Consider the following 18,030-nt stretch of genomic DNA (forward strand, 5'->3'; position numbering starts at 1 on the left):
GTAATCCCCAGGTAGACACCATTACTACACGAGTTAATCGTCATAATTTGTCATATTTTAACTACTTCTAGCAGCAGTCAAACAATCTAGTACGTTTTACTAGATTAATGGTAGAATAATAGGAAAAATTTCTAGTTAAAATGGGGGAATAAGATGAAAATCAGACTGATAAAACCATCTGATGCAAAGGAATTTCTTGATTTATGTAAGCATGTTGAAAAATCCGGTTTTATGCTATACGAAGCAGGGGAAAGAACAACAACAGTAGAACAACAGGTGAAAGCCATTGAAGGAATCTTAGCACAGAAAAAATCTACTGTGTTCGTTGCCGAAGCAGAGGAGGGGCTTGTAGGATATTTAATGATAATAGGGGGGACTCTAAAGCGAATCCAACATAAAGCCTACCTCGTATTAGGTGTTGATGAAAACTATCGCGGTCAAGGTGTGGCTACTAGACTATTCCACCAAGCATTTACATGGGCAAAAGAAAAAGAAATCACACGGCTAGAACTTACGGTTATGAAGCATAATACAAAAGCCTTTAACCTTTACCGAAAGATGGGGTTTATAATAGAAGGAGAAAAGGTAAACTCGCTCATGATAGAAGGAGAGCCAGTAAACGAGTATTATCTTTACAAGCTACTATAAGGAAGAGGAAGGGACAAAACTAATAGGGAATTCTGAAAAGCCGAACGATAAACTAAACTAGATCCGGAAATATGCGTAGACTCCTGCGGGAGGAAAGGCATCGGTGAGACCCTACAGTGCGTTAGCACGAGGAGGCTCACCAGCCGCCCGCGGCAAGGTAGACACTGTGAGGTTGCTCACGAACAGTTGTCGCCCCTGTACTGGAAGTGAAAGCGAAGTATATTTCCGGATCGGGATATATGCACTAGCTATAATTGTTCGTTTTTTCCTTGCTAAAAATACTTTAGTCCCAGCCCCTTGATTACTTGATAGTCTTTTGATGGTCGTAACAATACTAGTCAACCACAATATACGTTACTTGGATTGGCCCATGAACACCTACGATTAAATTCATTTCAATATCCGCACTATTAGATGGACCGGTAATAAAACTTACGCAAGACGCTACATCATTCCCCTGTTGATTGGCGTCGTGAATCTGTTTTGCAGCTTGCGTCATTCTCTGAACAATCGTTTCTTTTGGGATGATAGCAATATATGTCTTCGGTAATAAACTAATGGATCGACCATTATACCTATTATTAAATAATGTGACCGTTCCAGACTCTGCTAGTGTTATATCACTAAAAGTAATACCGACATCAGCACGCTCAGCAAACGTTATATTATCCTTTTCTAATTTGGAATCCCATACATGAACTTCTTTCCCTTCTTCCATTAACCTGCTAAATAACACTTGAAGTCCAAATTCCTTATTTCTGGGATCATTAGCCGCTACAATGGACTGGCCATTATAACCTTCGATAACTTTCCGTAATACTTGTTCAAGGCTTGCCCTATCTGTTCGCTTAAAGTCTGTATGAATTACCTGACATTGCTTTTCCAGTATATCTATTAATTCATCTGACGATAGGTGCTGATAGACATCCCACTGTGGTTGAACACTCCATGTCGGACGCTCTACTCCTGTTATTCTGCGAGGGCGTCCAAGATTATCTGCTAAATTAGTTAAGAATGTTTCCCGATTTAAAACAGTCATTCTGATTTAGCCCCCTTTTCTCTTTCCTTATACCAAGCACGAAAGGATTTTTTACTTGGTGCTGGGAAATGACGAGAATTTGTCCAGCCTTTTAATGGACCTGGTCCATTCGTTATGGTTTCGTCCTTTGTCCACAGTTTTAGTGATGGACGGGCAACTTTTGTACTAAGCTTATAAGCGGCGGGACTAGAAGCCCACTTGGCATATCCCTTCATCATTGCTTTTTCAGCTACTGGATATTTTTTCTCCTTTTCCACAATAATTTGTCTATGACGAATTAACATTTCATGTAATGGTATTTTTACAGGACAAGCCTCCGTACAAGCACCACATAAGGAAGAAGCATATGGTAATTCCTTATGTTCATCATAGCCATCCAATAGCGGGGTTAACACTGCACCAATTGGTCCAGGATAAATGGAGCCATATGCATGGCCTCCGATATGACGATAAACCGGGCATGCATTAATGCAAGATGCACAACGAATGCAGTGCAATGCTGCTTGAAATTCCGTTCCTAGGATTTTAGAACGACCATTATCCAATATGACTAAATGAAACTCCTCTGGTCCATCTACTTCATCCTCTAAACGTGTTCCTGTTATGGATGTAACATAGCTAGTAAGCTTTTGCCCGACAGCAGATCTGGTCAGTAAGCTCACCATTACCTCTAGGTCCTCCCATGTCGGTACCAGTCTTTCCATCCCCATGACCGTAATTTGTGTATCTGGCAAAGCCGTTACTAATCTAGCATTCCCTTCATTTGTAACAAGGGTAACTGCTCCAGATTCCGCTACAGCAAAGTTACAGCCCGTGATGCCAATATCAGCACGTAAAAAATCCTTCCGTAACTGTTCTCGTGCAAATAAACCAAGCTCCTCAGGAGTATCCGACTTATCATATCCCTTTTTCTCAGCAAATGTTTTGCGAATTTGTCCTCTGTCCTTATGCAGAGCTGGTGTTACAATATGAGAAGGGGGATCCTCATCTAATTGCAGAATCCATTCTCCTAAGTCCGTTTCAACTACTTCGGCACCCACTTCTTCAAGGGCATGATTTAACCCGATTTCTTCTGTCACCATTGATTTAGACTTTACAATTTTCTTGGCATCTTTTTCCTGAATGACATGCTGTATATACGTATTCGCCTCTTCAGCGGTCTGGGCAAAAAACACCTTTCCACCACGTTTTGATACCTCATCACTTAGTTGCTGCAAATAATAATCGATATTTTCTAATGTGTGACTGCGAATTTCTTCCCCTAAGGTACGCCAATCCTCCCAATTGCCCAATTCAGTTGCAGCTGCTTGTTTCTGACTTCTAAAGCGACCTTGAGCAGAGGAAACAGCCTTTCGCATAAAATCATTTTCTATACCATGCTGTACCCGTTCATCAAATGGAGCATTTCCAATTCTTACACTCATTTATGATACCTCCATTTATTTCTGATAGTTTAATATCTCTGTGATGTGTACTACTTCTACTTGTTTTCCTTCACGAGCCATTCGACCACCAATATTGAATAAACAGCCCATGTCACCACCAACTAAATATTCAGCACCAGTTTCTGAGACATGCTGGGATTTTTCGGACACCATCTGCTCTGAAATTGCAGCATTTTTTACAGCAAATGTCCCACCAAATCCACAGCAATCCTCTGCAACAGGTAGCTCTATTAATTTCACACCCTCAATATTATTGAGCAACGCTTTCGGTGCATCCTTCACACCTAAAATACGTGTCATGTGACAGGATGGGTGATACGTCACCTTTCCTTTAAATGTAGAACCAACATCCACAATACCAAGCACATCAACAAGGAATTGTGTCAGTTCATAGGATTTCTCAGCTAACGCTTTTGCTTCCTCTTCCCATACCACATCTCCTTTGAAAACCTCCGGATATTCTCGTAACATCCCTACACAGGAGCCTGATGGCCCAACAACATATTCCGAATGTTTAAAGGCTCGCATCATTTGTTTCATCGCTTCTTTGGATTCCTTTACGTAGCCACTGTTATATGCTGGCTGACCACAACAGGTTTGGAGCTCCGGAAAGTCAACCTCACAACCGACTCGTTCTAATATTTCTACTGTATCTTTACCAACATTCGTCGAAAAAATATCACACAGACATGTAATGAACAAGGAAACGTTCATGTCGTTCACCTTCTTAATAGATTAGTTGTGAAAATAGGATAACCCTTGACGGATTGAAAATTAGCTGTTCCTCCATCAAGGGAAATATAGTCATTTACTTAAAAAATATGTGCACCAATAATGGTAATAATCAAGACAACAAACCCAGCAATTGCCTCACTCACCGTATAAGTCTTCATACCACCCTTAACGGTTAAACCAGCGATTTTTGTTGTAATCCAGAATCCACTGTCATTCACATGTCCAAGCATTAATCCACCGGAAAGTGATGCCATCGCTACCCAAACTGGATGAATATCTACACCAGCTGTAACACCAGCCATGATCGTCATGGTCGTGATTCCAGCAACAGTACCAGAACCCGTTATGGTGCGGAATAGAACACCCATAAAGAATGCCAGTAAAATAACACTTAATGTAGATTGTGCGTCACTTACAAAGATGTCTAGAATGGCCTGATCAATACCTGTACTACGAATAATATTTCCAAATGCACCACCAGCGCCTGTAATTAATAATACGATACCAGTTGCTTGCATTGCTTCGGAAGCTGTATTGTCCCGTTGGGTTTTGTTCATTGTTTTCGCCGCTACAAAATAGGCAGCTATTGTACCTAGTAATAGTGCAATAATCCGGTTACTTAAGAATGAAATAACCTCAGGATTCTCTTCATAGAAAACGCTACCAACAGAACCTAACAAAATCATAATACTTGGAAGTATAATCGGTATAATTGCTAGCCATGCAGATGGTGGATTTGCAGGAACCTCCATGTTTCCATATGGATTTTCCATTGTTGCATCCTCATCTGTTTCTTTTTTCCAAAATCCTCTTTCTAAAATAAAGAAGTAAATTCGAATGGTTACAACTGTTGCAATCCCACCAACAATTGTTCCAACTAAAATCATGATACCTAAATCGAAATTTAGAATACTTGAAGCCGCTAATGGATTTGGTGTAGGCGGAACTAACGTATGTGCAATAGCTGCTCCAATAATAATGGCACCAACTGGATATGGTAGTGGCTTATTCAACTGTTTCCCAATTTGGATTGCAAGCGGTATCAAAATAATGAATGCAACATCAAAGAAAACTGGAATTGCCAAAACAAATGCCGCAAGACCGATAGAATACAATGCTAGCTTTTCAGATGTTTTACTCACAATTGCATTTGCAATAGAGTAGGCACCACCTGAATCAGAAATCAATTTACCTAAGATTACCCCGAGACCAATTGGAATACCTAAATCTCGCATCATATTCCCGAATCCGTCTGAGATTCCACCTAACGTTCCGGTTAGCCCTAATCCTGATACAATCCCCATAAATAAACTTGCGATAACTAACGATATGGCAACATTTAACTTAAAAAATACGACAAGGCCAAGCATAATCGCTAACGCTATTACTAGATAAACAATCAACATCATATCTGCACCCATAAAACTTCCCCCTTTGTTTTATATAAAGATACTTCTATGAAGGTGCTAGATGTTCCATACTAGCACCATTCATTATTCATAATCCCCTAAGTAAGTAGACTGTCGATGCGGTTTATTTTGTCATTTTATTCTAGTTGTCTATGCATCTTTTAAAATTTGTTTTAAATCAGCATCCTTGGATAACGTAACACCGAATCCAGGACGATCGTCTAATTTCACTTTACCGTTTTCAGGAATGATTTCTCCTTCTAGTAATGGATAATATTGTGGAACAACCTTATCTGCATGTGGGCTCATCACGAGATATTCGGCAAATGGGCTGTTCGTTTTTGTCATGACATAATGATAGCTATATACTCCGCTACCATGTGGTACGACATACTTGCCATAGCTCTCTGCTAGATTACCAATCTTAATAAGCTCGGTTAAACCACCACACCAGCCTACATCTGGTTGAAGAATATCTAAATCACAATAGTCTAACAGCATCTTAAATCCATAACGAGTTGCCTCATGCTCACCACCAGTAACCATGACATTATTTGGCGCTCGCTTCTTCAGATCACGGTAGGCCCAATAATCATCTGGGTTAAAGCATTCCTCAATCCAACGAAGACCATAATCATTCGATTTTTCCATTAGCTTTTGGGCATATGGTAAATCTAGTGCCATCCAGCAATCCCACATTAGCCAGAATTCGTCACCAACCTTTTCACGCATCTCAGCCAGCTGGGTAATGTTCTTTTTCAAGCCTTCCTCACCATCTGCATGTCCATAGACTAGAGGCATCTTTCCACCAATAAAACCCATCTCTTTGGCTAAGTCAGGACGTGGACCAGTTGCATAACAGGAAATTTCATCTCGCACCTTGCCACCTATCATCGCATATACGGGCTCCTGCCTAATTTTTCCTAGTAGGTCCCATAATGCTAGATCGACTGCAGAAATGGCGTTCATAACAACACCTTTTCGACCATAGTACATAGTCGAACGATACATTTGATCCCACATTTTTTCTACCGCTTCAACTGCCTGCCCCTTGATGAAGCGATCCAGGTGATTCATGACAATCCATGCAGCTGGAAATCCACCCGTTGAAATCCCGACTCCTACTTCTCCATTATCTGATTCTACCTCTACAACTAGTGTCTTTAATGCATTAATTCCAAAGCTAGTTCTTGTTTGTTTATATTCTGGATAAATGCTCATTGGTGTTGCAATTTGATTCACTATCCAGTGCTCCCCGTCCTGGTCATGATAGTCTGCTCCACCTCCACCAACAACATAAGCACGAATGTCTACAATTTTACGCCCTGTAACGCTCATTTTCTTTTCCTCCCCTAAGCGTGATTACTCTAGCAATTTATATTAAGGAAAATTTTACTGTTTTTAACCTTGCCTTCTACTAAATCCATAAAGGATTGCTGCCCTTCCTCCAAAGTACGAACTTCCGTCCATCCTTTAGGCGTAACCTTTGATTCTACTAAAAGCTGAACTGCATCTTGGAAGTCCTGTCTTGTGTAACAGAATGATCCAAGCACCGTCACTTCACTACGAATAAAGTGGTTAATTGGAACTGTTGTTTCATCAATCCCAAGTCCAACATTCATAATGACACCGCCAGGGTTAACGAGCTTAGCAGATTGTGAGCGAGTTGGTTGGAAGCCAACAGCATCGATGATAACATCGACACCCTTATATCCAACAATATCCTCTAATTGTTGTTCAAAGTCGTCTTTACCGTTGTTTAACGTGTACGTAATACCAACATCTTTTAGTGTTGCTAAGCGTTCCTCATTAATATCTGCAACAATCACTTTATTTGCCCCAAGCTCTTTTGCAACAAAAGAGCTTAATAAACCAATTGCACCAGCTCCATAAATTAATACATTTGGCACCGAATGTAGTGCCATTGCTCTCCGTACCGCTCGAAAGCAACATGCTAAAGGTTCTGCTAAGGATGCTGCATATGAATCGAGGCTTTCTGGTACTTCTACAATAGCACTTGCTGGAACTGCAACATATTCTGCAAATGCTCCGGAACGATGGATACCAATAATTTGTCTGTTTTCACATAGGGTTTCATTTCCGCGCACACATTGCTTACAGGTTTCACATGTCAGGAGTGGGTTTACCACAACCTTGGCTCCTTTTGTTACCCCAGTTACGGCAACCCCTAGCTCTGTTACACGTCCACTAAATTCATGCCCCATAACAAGTGGTGGCACTCGCAAGCTATTATGTCCTAAGAAACCTTCAATCTCTGAACCACAAATTCCAACTACATCCACCTTTACCAACACTTCATCGGCTTTTATCTCTGGTACTGGTCTTTCTTCAATATCCATTTGTTTAGGACCATTCCATGATAGTACTTTCATATTATTCATCCCCCAAGTAATTTTAACGTACGGTGTTTTCTAATACCCCAACATTTTCAATTTCTATCCTGCAGGTGTCCCCTGATTTTAAGAAAACCTGTGGATCACGGAAAACACCTACCCCATGTGGTGTACCAGTTGCGATAATATCACCTGGTTCAAATGTAAACCCTTTTGATAGATAGGAAATAATAAATGGGATGTTAAAAATTAAATGCTTCGTATTGGAATCTTGTAATCGCTCACCATTTACATCAAGTTTTATATCAAGCTTATGTGGATCTTCTATTTCCTCCTTTGTTACAAGGACTGGACCAATTGGAGCAAATGTATCATAGGATTTACCTCTCACCCACTGAACATCTTCAAATTGAACATCTCTTGCACTGACATCATTCATAATGGTGTAACCGAAAACATAATCCATCGCTTCTTCCTCTGTTATGTTTTTCCCTTTCTTCCCGATTACAACAGCAAGTTCTGCCTCATAGTCCACTTGAACAGAATCAGTCGGTAATTCAATGGCGTCATCTGGACCTACAATGCACGATGCCCATTTTGAAAATATCATTGGCTTCTTCGGCGGCTCTACATTTTGCTCCATACAGTGATCCATATAGTTATTCCCTACACAAACAACTTTTCCAGGCCTACGTACAGGAGCCAGAACCTTTATATCCTCAAGGCTATAGGTGGCGTTTGAGACAGCATACTTATTTTCTTTCACCCATTCCCATACCTTTTGTATCGTTGGCATCGTCTTTGAATTTTGTACGACGATACGATCTAAATCATTCGAAATGGATAAATTCTCATCGTTTTCCTTGTTAAACTGCTCCACCAATGCCACTAAATCGTAAACGTTTTCTTTTTCTTGTATCCCAACCCGCTGTTGCTCCTGATGTTGAAACGTTAATAGTTTCATATGTACACCCCTTTATGTCGTATATTCGTTGATAACGCTTCCATTGTGTATAAAAAAATATACTTAGTTTTCGCTGCAAGATGCTAATTTTCTTTTGTGGTTTAATATAAAAAACTAAGTTTTATTTGATAAACCAATTATAAAATATAGCGTGGATTATTGTCAAAGAATTTTCCAAATTCTTTTAAATTATTTTTAAACCTACGTAATTGCTCGAAAAATAAGCAAAAGAAAATGCGACAAAATAGTATTTGTCGCAGATTAAATAGCTTATTATTTCTCTCCTAATATAATAATCTAGCAAATTCTATGATGAAAAAGTAATATCGATAGGAATGAGAAGTTTCAATTTGAGATGGTTTTTGTTTTTAATACGATTGGTACTGTTCCAAGCTAATTAGCCGATATGGCCACCATTTGTAGATAATTTCCTTGCGAGTTTCATAATTTCCTCACGTGCTACGTCTTTTTTCTTCTTCCAACTGTGCTCTGTCATCGTAAAGCTCACACCATATGCGATTTGATTGTTATGATCGTATACCGGGGCAGCGACACAATAAAAGCCTTCTGCACCTTCCTGCTCTTCCACCACATATCCATTAGCTTGTGCTGCTTTAAGTTGCTCCCATAGCTGGTCAACCGTTTCAACTGTATAGCTGGTTTTCTTGACAAAGCTTCCTTCAGGATAAACCGCTTCCAATTCTTCATACGTATACTTGGATAATTGTATCTTTCCGATTGCAGAAGCATATGCAGGATAACGAGTTCCAGGATCAGTAACCAATCTAACTGGAGAGCTCCCCTCTTCTCTTCCAATATAAAACACATCACTTCCAATTAACTTTCCAAGCTGGACATGTTCATCCACTTTTGCAATTGCTTCTTTTGCTTCCTTTGAAAAAGTCTCTAGAATATTAAATTGATTCAAATAGGTGGATCCTATAAAGCCTAGAACAGATCCCAATGTATAGGTTTCACTCTTCTCCTTATTAATCCATCCTAATGTTTCCAGTGTGTTCAATAATGAATACATGGAGCTCTTATTAATTTCTAATCGATTCGATAAGTCAATTAGTCTCAATTCATTTGGATGCTTGGCTATTTGTTCGATGATTAGGTTTGCCTTTTCTATAGCAGGTACCCAATATTTCTTAACCATACTGTAGCCCCCTTATTACTTCTATATATAAACTAAGTTTCGTATGATGAACTGCCTCCATTTTATATAGGAATTTCACACTCGTCAACAATTCTATTGTAACCCTTTTCAAATAGGATGTAAGTGACCTAACAATATTTTTTCTATTTCGTGTATAAATCTAGTATTTCTTGGTCATCCTTTTTACTAGATTAATAATCTACTAAAGGGGAATGATAGAATATGAGAAAGATTATGAATATGTTTTTAATTACAGGAATATTGGTCATTATATTTTCACTAACACCTCAGGTATTGGCACATGCAGAATCTGTTGATAATGGTAAGCTATTTGAGGTAGATATCTCCTATTTAAATATGAGAGCGGCACCAGACGATGAAGCAGAAATCGTCGGTCAATTAGTAAAAGGAAACAAACTACGAACCTTTGATGAAGAAAATGGTTGGGTAAAGACCTTCTTTGCTGGTAAACCGGTATGGGTCTTCTCGGAGCATTTAACTGCACTTGAGGAGGCAGCAACGATAGAAGAAATTGATCAGGATCCAAAAGATGAAATAGAAGCTGAAAATAAAGTAGAAAAACAATACAAAGAAAAAACAGAGGCGCAAGAAAGCGAAGCTACATCAGGTGAAACATTTTCGTTGGAGCATCCAACAGAAGGGAAAATCACGTTACCAATTGGTATGACAGAACCTAACAAAGTACAAATATCGGAGGACTCGATAACCGTAACAAAAGAACAACTGGCAGGCTATCATATTTTAATAGATGCTGGGCATGGTGGAAAGGATTCTGGAGCAATTAGTAAGGATGTATATGAAAAGACTCTCACATTGTCAACCGCACAAAAGGTAGCTGATCAATTAACATTAAAGGGTGCAGAAGTCGAACTTACCCGTGAGGACGATACGTTTATACCATTAGAAGATCGGGTACAACATAGTAACAATGACGAAACAGATGTGTTTATTAGTCTGCATTATGACTACTTCGAAGATCCATCGGCAAATGGTGTGACGACCTATTATCATGACCAATCAAGCCAAGAACTCGCAAAAGACATTCAAGATTCATTAATGGGTTCTGTTTCCATGACTGATCGAGGCATCCGAAAGGCTGATTACTATGTTTTAGTAAATAATAGCAAGCCTGCATTGCTTTTAGAGCTGGGCTTTATGAGCAATCCTGATAATTTGGAGGTCATTCAAACGGAAGAATACCAGGATACCGTCGCTGAGGCTATTACTGATGGATTGCTAGAATATTTTGAGGAAGAAGAATAACCAAGTAATCTATGAAACCCTCCCTTACAATATAAATTGCCCCAGAATCAAGTGACTCTGGGGCATCTTTTATTAAAATTCATACGCTATTTTTTCGATGCGATATTCTTCTAAGGATTCCTCATCAATTGAATACCCGATTCCAGGTTCGGTTGGGACTTTGATGATACCATCTTTTACAACAACCTCTGGGTGGATAATATCCTTTTTCCAATAGCGGGATGATCCAGCCGTATCACCGGGTAGGATGAAATTGGATAATGTTGAAATCGCAACATTGTGTGCACGACCTACTCCTGCCTCAAGCATACCGCCACACCATACAGCTATTCCATGTTCCTGACAGTAATCATGAATTCGCTTCGCTTCCGTCAGCCCACCAACACGACCTATTTTGATGTTCATGATTTTACAGCTACCAAGCTCAACTGCTTTCTCGGCATCGTAAAAGGAATGGATGCTTTCATCCAAACAAATCGGAGTTTCAATCCTTGCTTGTAGCTTGGCATGGTCAATGATGTCATGGTGCTGAAGTGGCTGTTCAATCATAAGCAAATTGAAGTCATCTAGTTGGCGCAGTAATTCTGTATCCTTTAACGTATAAGCTGAGTTCGCATCTACCATTATTGGCGTTTGTGGAAAATGCTTACGAACCTCTCGTAAAACGTCAACATCATAACCAGGCTTTATTTTAAGCTTTACACGCTTATAGCCTTCTTCCACAAAATACGAAATCTTCTCGAGTAGCAGTTTGACCGTTGGCTGTATTCCAATACTAATTCCAACATCAATTTCAGTTTTTTCTCCACCAAGTGCCTTAGCCAATGGAATTCCTTCCCGCTTCGCATAAAGATCCCAAATAGCACCTTCTATTGCTGCTTTCGCCATATTATTTCCACGAATCATTGAAAATAACGGAAATACTTCATCCGGATGGTTAATTTCGGATTCCCTGAGGATTGGGATTAAGTAATTTTCTATTATTTCTTTATTAGATTGGACGGTTTCCTCCGTATACCATGGAACTGAAAAGGCTACAGTCTCGCCAAAACCTCGATTACCGTCCGTATCAACAGCTTCTATAATATAGAATTCCTTATCTTGCATCGTTCCAAAGCTCGTCTGAAAAGGATCCATCATGCGCATCTGTAATTTATGTAAAATAATTTTTTGAAACGAAATTGCCATACCCTAACCTAGCTCCCCTCATTATTTTCAAAGCAATAATAACTGACAGCTTCACTTCCGATACTAAAAGCCGATCATTTTTTCTTAAGTGGAATAGGAGTTAGAGGAGATTGCCAGACGATTTCTCGTCTTACTGCATATGCCGTATTCACGTAGACATGAAATATCGCGAATTTCAATCTCCAATAAAAATCCCCTTATCCTTGGTATTCCGCTATTGTTTTTTTCACTGCTTTCACTAAGATTTCGACACTTGTTTCGATTGCATCATGATTGAACGACATTTTCGGATGATGTAGACCTGGCTCTAGGTCACACCCTATTGCAAGCATTGTCGCCTTTATCGATGGTCTTTTAATCGTATAAAAGTGAAAATCGTCTCCGCCTGTCGTGGTAACAATTGGTGCCAAATGCTCCGCTCCGACAGTGTCTTCAATCGCTTTTTTCATGAGTTGGCTAGCCTCTTCATTTAGTACTGCTGCAGCAACATTCGTACCTATCTCCAATTCGATCTTCACGTCATGATAAGTTGAAAGCATCCTTGCAATCCGCTCAATTTTCTCCATTAATTCTTCCATTGCCTCGTTTGTCTGTGCACGCATATCGACTGAAAAGTTTGCATTACCTGGAATAATATTAGCACTTTCACCACCAGCATGAAAGCTAGTCATTTTAACTGAATGTGGAATCATTGGATCGATATAGAGATTATTCAAATGCTGAAAGAATTCACTTCCAACCTGAATCGCATTAGCATTTAAATGCGGTCTTGCACCATGTGCATCCTCTCCAACGATAACGCCCTTAATAGTTCTTGACGCTCCATGACGAATGGCAGGAGAATACTGTCCATATTTCAGTTCCTGAATCGGTCGCAGGTGTAATCCATAAAGAAAATCGGCATCATCCACGATACCTTTTTCTACTAAGGTTAATGCACCTTCACCTTTTTCCTCGGCGGGCTGAAATATAAAACGCAACGTCCCTTTATTTGGCAGACCTTCCTGTAGAAATGTAAACAATACCCCAAGTACAATCGTCATATGGGTATCATGACCACAAGAATGATTTGCTTTAAATTCTCCATCAACCTCTTGCCATAATGCATCGATATCTGCACGCAATGCAACAACTGGTTTTCCACTCCCAATTTCTACAACGACACCCGTAATATCATTAAATGTCCGGATTGTACAATTGCTATTTTTTAATAATCGAACTATATATTTAGTAGTCTCATACTCCTTCCACCCAACCTCCGGGTTAGCGTGTAAGTGATTGAAAACTTCTTTTAATAATGGTTGTAAAGAACGGATTGTTGTTCCCATGATGTACTTGAGACTCCTTTCCATAATATCCTATGCATTATTCAAGTATTATTCTATATATCGTCCCAATTCCAATTCATATGTAATGAGAATATTTCCCTCCATTATTACTCTTGTATCAAAGCTTATGGGAAAACGAGGTCTGAGTCAATTGATGGTAGTTAATTGCCAAATTATTTCTACACTCATTCCGTAAATCTCTTTCCTTTATTAATCAGCGTCCATTCATTCTCCTGTCCATTATGATAAAATAAAGTTAGATTAATGGGAGTATAAGGAGTATAGAAATGAACATTGATGTTGAAAACTTAACAAATAATTGGAAGCGTTTCACTTTAAGCAATGATAACGGTATGATCGTTCAACTATTGAATTACGGTGGTATTATTACCAAGCTCCTCGTACCAGATAAACATGGTAAAAGGGAGAATGTCGTTTTAGGGTATAAAGATATTCAAGATTATAAAGATGACCCTAATTTTTTTGGAGCCATCATAGGTCGTGTTGCTGGAAGAGTAGCAGGTTCCACGTTTCAGATTGAGAATTATAGCATTGAGCTAGAGGAAAACGAGGGTGTAAATCATTTGCACGGTGGTCGTAATGGGTTTCATAAAGTCATATGGGACACAGAATCATTTCAATCCCATCACCAGGTCGGCATTTCGTTAACCTATCGAAGTCCTGATGGTGAAGGGAATTATCCAGGTAATCTGAAAACAACTATCACTTACACCTTAACAAATAAAAATCAGTTCATCATTGATTATGCTGCGGAGACTGATAAAGAAACACCCGTAACCCTTACCAATCATTCTTATTTCAATCTAAGTGGTAATCTACGTGAATCCATCCATAACCATTTTGTTACAATTGACAGCAGTAAGATTCTCGAATTAGCTGAAGATCTTATCCCAACTGGGAAAATGCTGAACGTTGAACATTCAGCATTTGATTTTCGTCAGGAAAGGCGTATTGGAGACGGTTTAAATGACGACTCGTCACAAAATAAAATGGTAGGAAATGGGTATGATCATTACTTTATTTTTGATAACCGAACAAAGGAAGCTGTAACGGTAAAAGAGCCAATATCCGGACGCGTGCTCACGATGGAAACAAACCAGCCTGGAATGGTTATGTATACCGCTAATAACCTAGCTAATACGCATGCGCTAACGGATAGGAGCTCTGAAAAATATATGGGGATTTGCTTCGAAACACAAGGCACTCCTGCCTCCTTGCATCATGACAATCTCCCTTCTATCCTATTACGTCCAAATGAGCTCTACCAAAAACAAACTGTATTTACATTTACAACTGATCATACGTAATCATCCTTTACACAGAAAAAAGGCTATCCCAATGCTAAGTTGAGATAGCCCTTTTTTTATTTACTTTCTAAATACGCGTAGTCGTTTATTGATTTGTATTGTATTGGTATATATCGCTTTATACACCTTAAACAATTCCTGATATCGGTTGACATTTTCTTGGATTGGTATCCATGTATAATCTTCTTTTAAAAATTGGGCTGCACATGAACGTAAGGATTCAAACCAACCACAGCCATATGCAGCAAGCATCGCTGCCCCCATTGCTGGACCTTGCTCACTATTTAATCGCATAATTTTAGCATTGAAAATATCTGCCTGCATTTGTAGCCAATCATCGTTTTTGGCTCCGCCACCAATCGATACGACCGTTTCAATCTTTTTACCATTTTGTCTAAAGATATCAAGCGATTCATTTAGTGAAAACGTAATTCCTTCCAGTACGGCCCGAACAAAATGCTTACGATCATGTGAACGATCCATACCAATGAAGCTTGCACGGATATTCGCATCAGCATGTGGTGTTCTTTCCCCAACAATATACGGTGTAAATAGTAATCCATTGGCTCCAATTGGCACATCTCCAATATCTGCTAATAGCGTCTCAAATGATTCTCCTTGTGCAAAAACTTGTTTAAACCAACTTAAGCTATCACCTGCTGCTAGTGTTACCCCCATCGTATAATAGGCATCTGCCGCTCCATGATTAAAGTAATGGACCTTCCCCTCAAATTCCTTGGTACCAGTTGCTTCATAGGAAAGAATTACACCTGAAGTTCCAATACTACATAAAGTTTTACCCTCTTCTAATATTCCCGAGCCAATCGCTCCACAAGCATTATCTGCTCCACCTGCAAAAACGCTTGTAGATGGTGATAAGCCCGTAACTGTTGCTACGTGGGGTAATATACTCCCAACTTCCTCATGTGATTCAACCAATGGTGGACAAAGCTCTATGTTAATAGCTAGCAAATCACAAATTTCTTTACTCCAGGCTTTCTTACTAACGTCTAGTAATAAAGTGCCTGCCGCATCGGAGTAATCCATATGCAGTTTCCCTGTAAGCCTATATCGTACATAGTCTTTGGGAAGAACAAATTTTGCTGCTTTATGAAACAGTTGTGGCTCATGTTGCTTTACCCAGAGAAGTTTCGGTAAGGTAAATCCCTCTAAAGCAGGGTTTTTGGTTATATCCAATAAGCGCTGTTTCCCAACTGCTTCGTAAATCTCCTGGCACTGTTCCGATGTCCGTGTATCATTCCAGAGGATTGCATTGCGTAAAACCTGATGATGTTCGTCTAGTAGCACAAGACCATGCATTTGTCCTGAAAAGCTTATACCGTCTATATCTTCCGGTCTACAGTTAGTATTCTTCAGCAGTTCTATTAAACCAGCAACAGTCTGCTCCACCCAGTTCTCAGGATTTTGTTCGGAATATCCCGTTTTTTCTTGCATAACTGGATAAGATTTAGATACTTCGCCACTAACCTCTCCGTTCTGATTAACTAATAAAATTTTCACTGCACTTGTTCCTAAGTCAATACCAATAACATACTTCATGGCAGCCACCTCCTTGCAGCACTGGTAATCTAGTAACCTTCTTACAGACATATTGCGGTTAAAAATTGATGAGCATGTTTTAGAGCCTAGACATGCTTATTCACCAGCAAATGTCTTTAATAAGTACTGATTAATATTCGCTTTAATAAGCTCTAATCTTCCAGAATGATTCTTGATTTCTGTTAAGCCTAAAGCATATTCCTCAAGCTTATGGAAATCTGTTTTTCCTTCTACAATATCAAGCCCAATTCCTTCGTTAAAGCTGTTATAACGATTATTTACCAATTCATCGATTACCTTATCATCAATTAATTTCTGAGCAACCTTTAGACCAACTGCAAAGCTGTCCATCCCTACTATATGAGCATGAAATAAATCTTCAGGTGTAAAGGAACCTCGGCGCACCTTTGCATCAAAATTCAATCCACCTCGGCCAAGTCCACCATTCTTAATAATTTCATACATTGCTAGGGTAGTAGAATATAAATCGGATGGAAACTCATCCGTATCCCATCCTAATAGTGGGTGCCCTTGGTTAGCGTCTACAGAGCCTAGCATACCGTTTACACGTGCATAACGAAGCTCATGCTCAAAGGTATGACCAGCAAGTGTTGCGTGATTTGCCTCAATATTGAATTTGAAGTGATCCTGTAAATCATAATGCTGTAGGAATGCATAGCCACTAGCTACATCGAAGTCATACTGGTGTGATGTAGGCTCCTTCGGTTTTGGTTCAATTAAGAACTGCGCATCAAAACCAATTTCTTTTGCATAGTCGATAGCCATATGGAAGAAACGGCCTAGGTTATCTAATTCAAGCTTCATATCTGTATTGAGAAGTGTTTCGTATCCTTCACGACCACCCCAGAACACATAGTTTTCAGCACCTAATTCCTTCCCTACTTCCAAGCCTTTTTTCACTTTTGCTGCTGCATATGCAAAAACATCCGCATTATTGGAAGATGCAGCACCATGGACAAAGCGTGGATGGCTAAAGTTATTGACAGTATTCCAAAGTAACTTTGTCTTACTATCCTTCATGTAATCCTTAATCATCGATACAATAATATCTAAGTTCTGATTGGTTTCCTTGAGTGTACCCCCTTCTGGAGCGATATCAACATCATGAAAGCAAAAATATGGGACATCTAATTTTTCAAAGAATTCAAAGGCTGCTTCTACTCGTGCTTTAGCCAAATCAAGCCCATTGTATTTATCCCAAGGACGAATAGCCGTACCGGCGCCAAAGGGATCCGATAAATCCTCTGTTAGTGTATGCCAGTATGCGACACCAAAGCGTAAATAATCTTCCATGGTTTTACCCCCGACCACTTCTTCGGGATTGTAAAATTTAAATGCATACGGATTAGTAGATGAAGAGCCTTCATATTTAATTTTATCAATATTGAAATAGGACATGATAATACCTCCTAAGATTTATGATTAGATTATAGCAATCAGTCATTAGTTTGTCTATTGAATAAACTAAGTTTATATACTATATTTATATCAGTACTTACTGTAGAATATTTTATAATCCTACTAACCTACTAAAAGAGTAGATTTTGAAATCAATGTGACTTATCTAG

The 18,030-nt window shown here is 39.3% G+C and carries 15 protein-coding genes; 3 read left to right on the forward strand and 12 right to left on the reverse strand.

From position 1 onward, the window contains the following. Positions 1 to 153: 153 nt before the first annotated feature. Positions 154 to 648, forward strand: a complete 495-nt coding sequence (locus ABC228_RS17650) for a GNAT family N-acetyltransferase (protein ID WP_345826499.1) — start codon at positions 154 to 156, stop codon at positions 646 to 648. 334 nt (positions 649 to 982) lie between these two features. On the opposite strand, the gene ABC228_RS17655 is transcribed toward ABC228_RS17650, so the two are convergent. The 8 genes from ABC228_RS17655 to ABC228_RS17690 all read right to left on the reverse strand — a co-directional run bounded on the left by ABC228_RS17655 (position 983) and on the right by ABC228_RS17690 (position 9,753). After that, positions 983 to 1,687, reverse strand: a complete 705-nt coding sequence (locus ABC228_RS17655) for a LutC/YkgG family protein (protein ID WP_345826500.1) — start codon at positions 1,685 to 1,687, stop codon at positions 983 to 985. Continuing rightward, positions 1,684 to 3,111, reverse strand: a complete 1,428-nt coding sequence (locus ABC228_RS17660) for a LutB/LldF family L-lactate oxidation iron-sulfur protein (RefSeq protein ID WP_345826501.1) — start codon at positions 3,109 to 3,111, stop codon at positions 1,684 to 1,686. Before ABC228_RS17660 ends, ABC228_RS17655 begins: the two co-directional genes overlap by 4 nt. Before the next feature lie 15 nt (positions 3,112 to 3,126). Next, the gene (locus tag ABC228_RS17665) at positions 3,127 to 3,846 is read right to left on the reverse strand and encodes a (Fe-S)-binding protein (protein ID WP_345826502.1); all 720 of its coding nucleotides are present in this window, start codon (positions 3,844 to 3,846) and stop codon (positions 3,127 to 3,129) included. 98 nt (positions 3,847 to 3,944) lie between these two features. Then, the gene (locus tag ABC228_RS17670; RefSeq protein WP_345826503.1) at positions 3,945 to 5,288 is read right to left on the reverse strand and encodes a GntP family permease; all 1,344 of its coding nucleotides are present in this window, start codon (positions 5,286 to 5,288) and stop codon (positions 3,945 to 3,947) included. A 138-nt stretch (positions 5,289 to 5,426) separates the two neighbouring features. Beyond that, positions 5,427 to 6,614 carry an L-rhamnonate dehydratase gene (gene rhmD, locus ABC228_RS17675; RefSeq protein ID WP_345826504.1) on the reverse strand — a complete coding sequence of 396 codons (1,188 nt, stop codon included), beginning with the start codon at positions 6,612 to 6,614 and terminating at the stop codon, positions 5,427 to 5,429. A 29-nt stretch (positions 6,615 to 6,643) separates the two neighbouring features. Next, positions 6,644 to 7,669 (reverse strand): galactitol-1-phosphate 5-dehydrogenase, encoded by a 1,026-nt coding sequence (locus tag ABC228_RS17680; RefSeq protein ID WP_345826505.1) that lies wholly within the window; start codon positions 7,667 to 7,669, stop codon positions 6,644 to 6,646. Positions 7,670 to 7,691: 22 nt separating this feature from the next. Further along, positions 7,692 to 8,594, reverse strand: coding sequence for a fumarylacetoacetate hydrolase family protein (locus tag ABC228_RS17685; protein ID WP_345826506.1), 903 nt, complete (start codon positions 8,592 to 8,594; stop codon positions 7,692 to 7,694). A gap of 397 nt (positions 8,595 to 8,991) precedes the next feature. Continuing rightward, on the reverse strand, positions 8,992 to 9,753 hold the full coding sequence (locus tag ABC228_RS17690; RefSeq protein ID WP_345826507.1) for an IclR family transcriptional regulator: 762 nt from the start codon (positions 9,751 to 9,753) through the stop codon (positions 8,992 to 8,994). Between the two features lie 222 nt (positions 9,754 to 9,975). On the opposite strand from ABC228_RS17690, the gene ABC228_RS17695 reads away from it, so the two are divergent. Continuing rightward, positions 9,976 to 11,037, forward strand: coding sequence for an N-acetylmuramoyl-L-alanine amidase family protein (locus ABC228_RS17695; RefSeq protein ID WP_345826508.1), 1,062 nt, complete (start codon positions 9,976 to 9,978; stop codon positions 11,035 to 11,037). Positions 11,038 to 11,109: 72 nt separating this feature from the next. Here the strand turns inward: ABC228_RS17695 and menC are convergent, their stop codons facing one another. Both menC and ABC228_RS17705 read right to left on the reverse strand, forming a co-directional pair. Beyond that, on the reverse strand, positions 11,110 to 12,225 hold the full coding sequence (gene menC / locus ABC228_RS17700; protein ID WP_345826509.1) for an o-succinylbenzoate synthase: 1,116 nt from the start codon (positions 12,223 to 12,225) through the stop codon (positions 11,110 to 11,112). Positions 12,226 to 12,422: 197 nt separating this feature from the next. Then, positions 12,423 to 13,553 carry a M20 peptidase aminoacylase family protein gene (locus ABC228_RS17705; protein ID WP_345826510.1) on the reverse strand — a complete coding sequence of 377 codons (1,131 nt, stop codon included), beginning with the start codon at positions 13,551 to 13,553 and terminating at the stop codon, positions 12,423 to 12,425. Positions 13,554 to 13,840: 287 nt separating this feature from the next. On the opposite strand from ABC228_RS17705, the gene ABC228_RS17710 reads away from it, so the two are divergent. After that, complete coding sequence (locus ABC228_RS17710) at positions 13,841 to 14,881, forward strand: aldose epimerase family protein (protein ID WP_345826511.1); 1,041 nt, start codon at positions 13,841 to 13,843, stop codon at positions 14,879 to 14,881. A 60-nt stretch (positions 14,882 to 14,941) separates the two neighbouring features. Here the strand turns inward: ABC228_RS17710 and xylB are convergent, their stop codons facing one another. Together xylB and xylA are read right to left on the reverse strand one after the other, a co-directional pair. Beyond that, entirely contained in the window at positions 14,942 to 16,441 is a 1,500-nt protein-coding gene (gene xylB, locus ABC228_RS17715; protein ID WP_345826512.1) for a xylulokinase, read from the reverse strand. Positions 16,442 to 16,537: 96 nt separating this feature from the next. Then, positions 16,538 to 17,860: a xylose isomerase gene (gene xylA, locus ABC228_RS17720; RefSeq protein WP_345826513.1), complete on the reverse strand. Its 1,323-nt coding sequence runs from the start codon at positions 17,858 to 17,860 to the stop codon at positions 16,538 to 16,540. Between the last annotated feature and the right edge of the window lie 170 nt (positions 17,861 to 18,030).

Origin of the sequence: Ornithinibacillus xuwenensis (assembly GCF_039614845.1) — a bacterium.
GTDB classification, from domain to species: domain Bacteria; phylum Bacillota; class Bacilli; order Bacillales; family Amphibacillaceae; genus Ornithinibacillus; species Ornithinibacillus xuwenensis.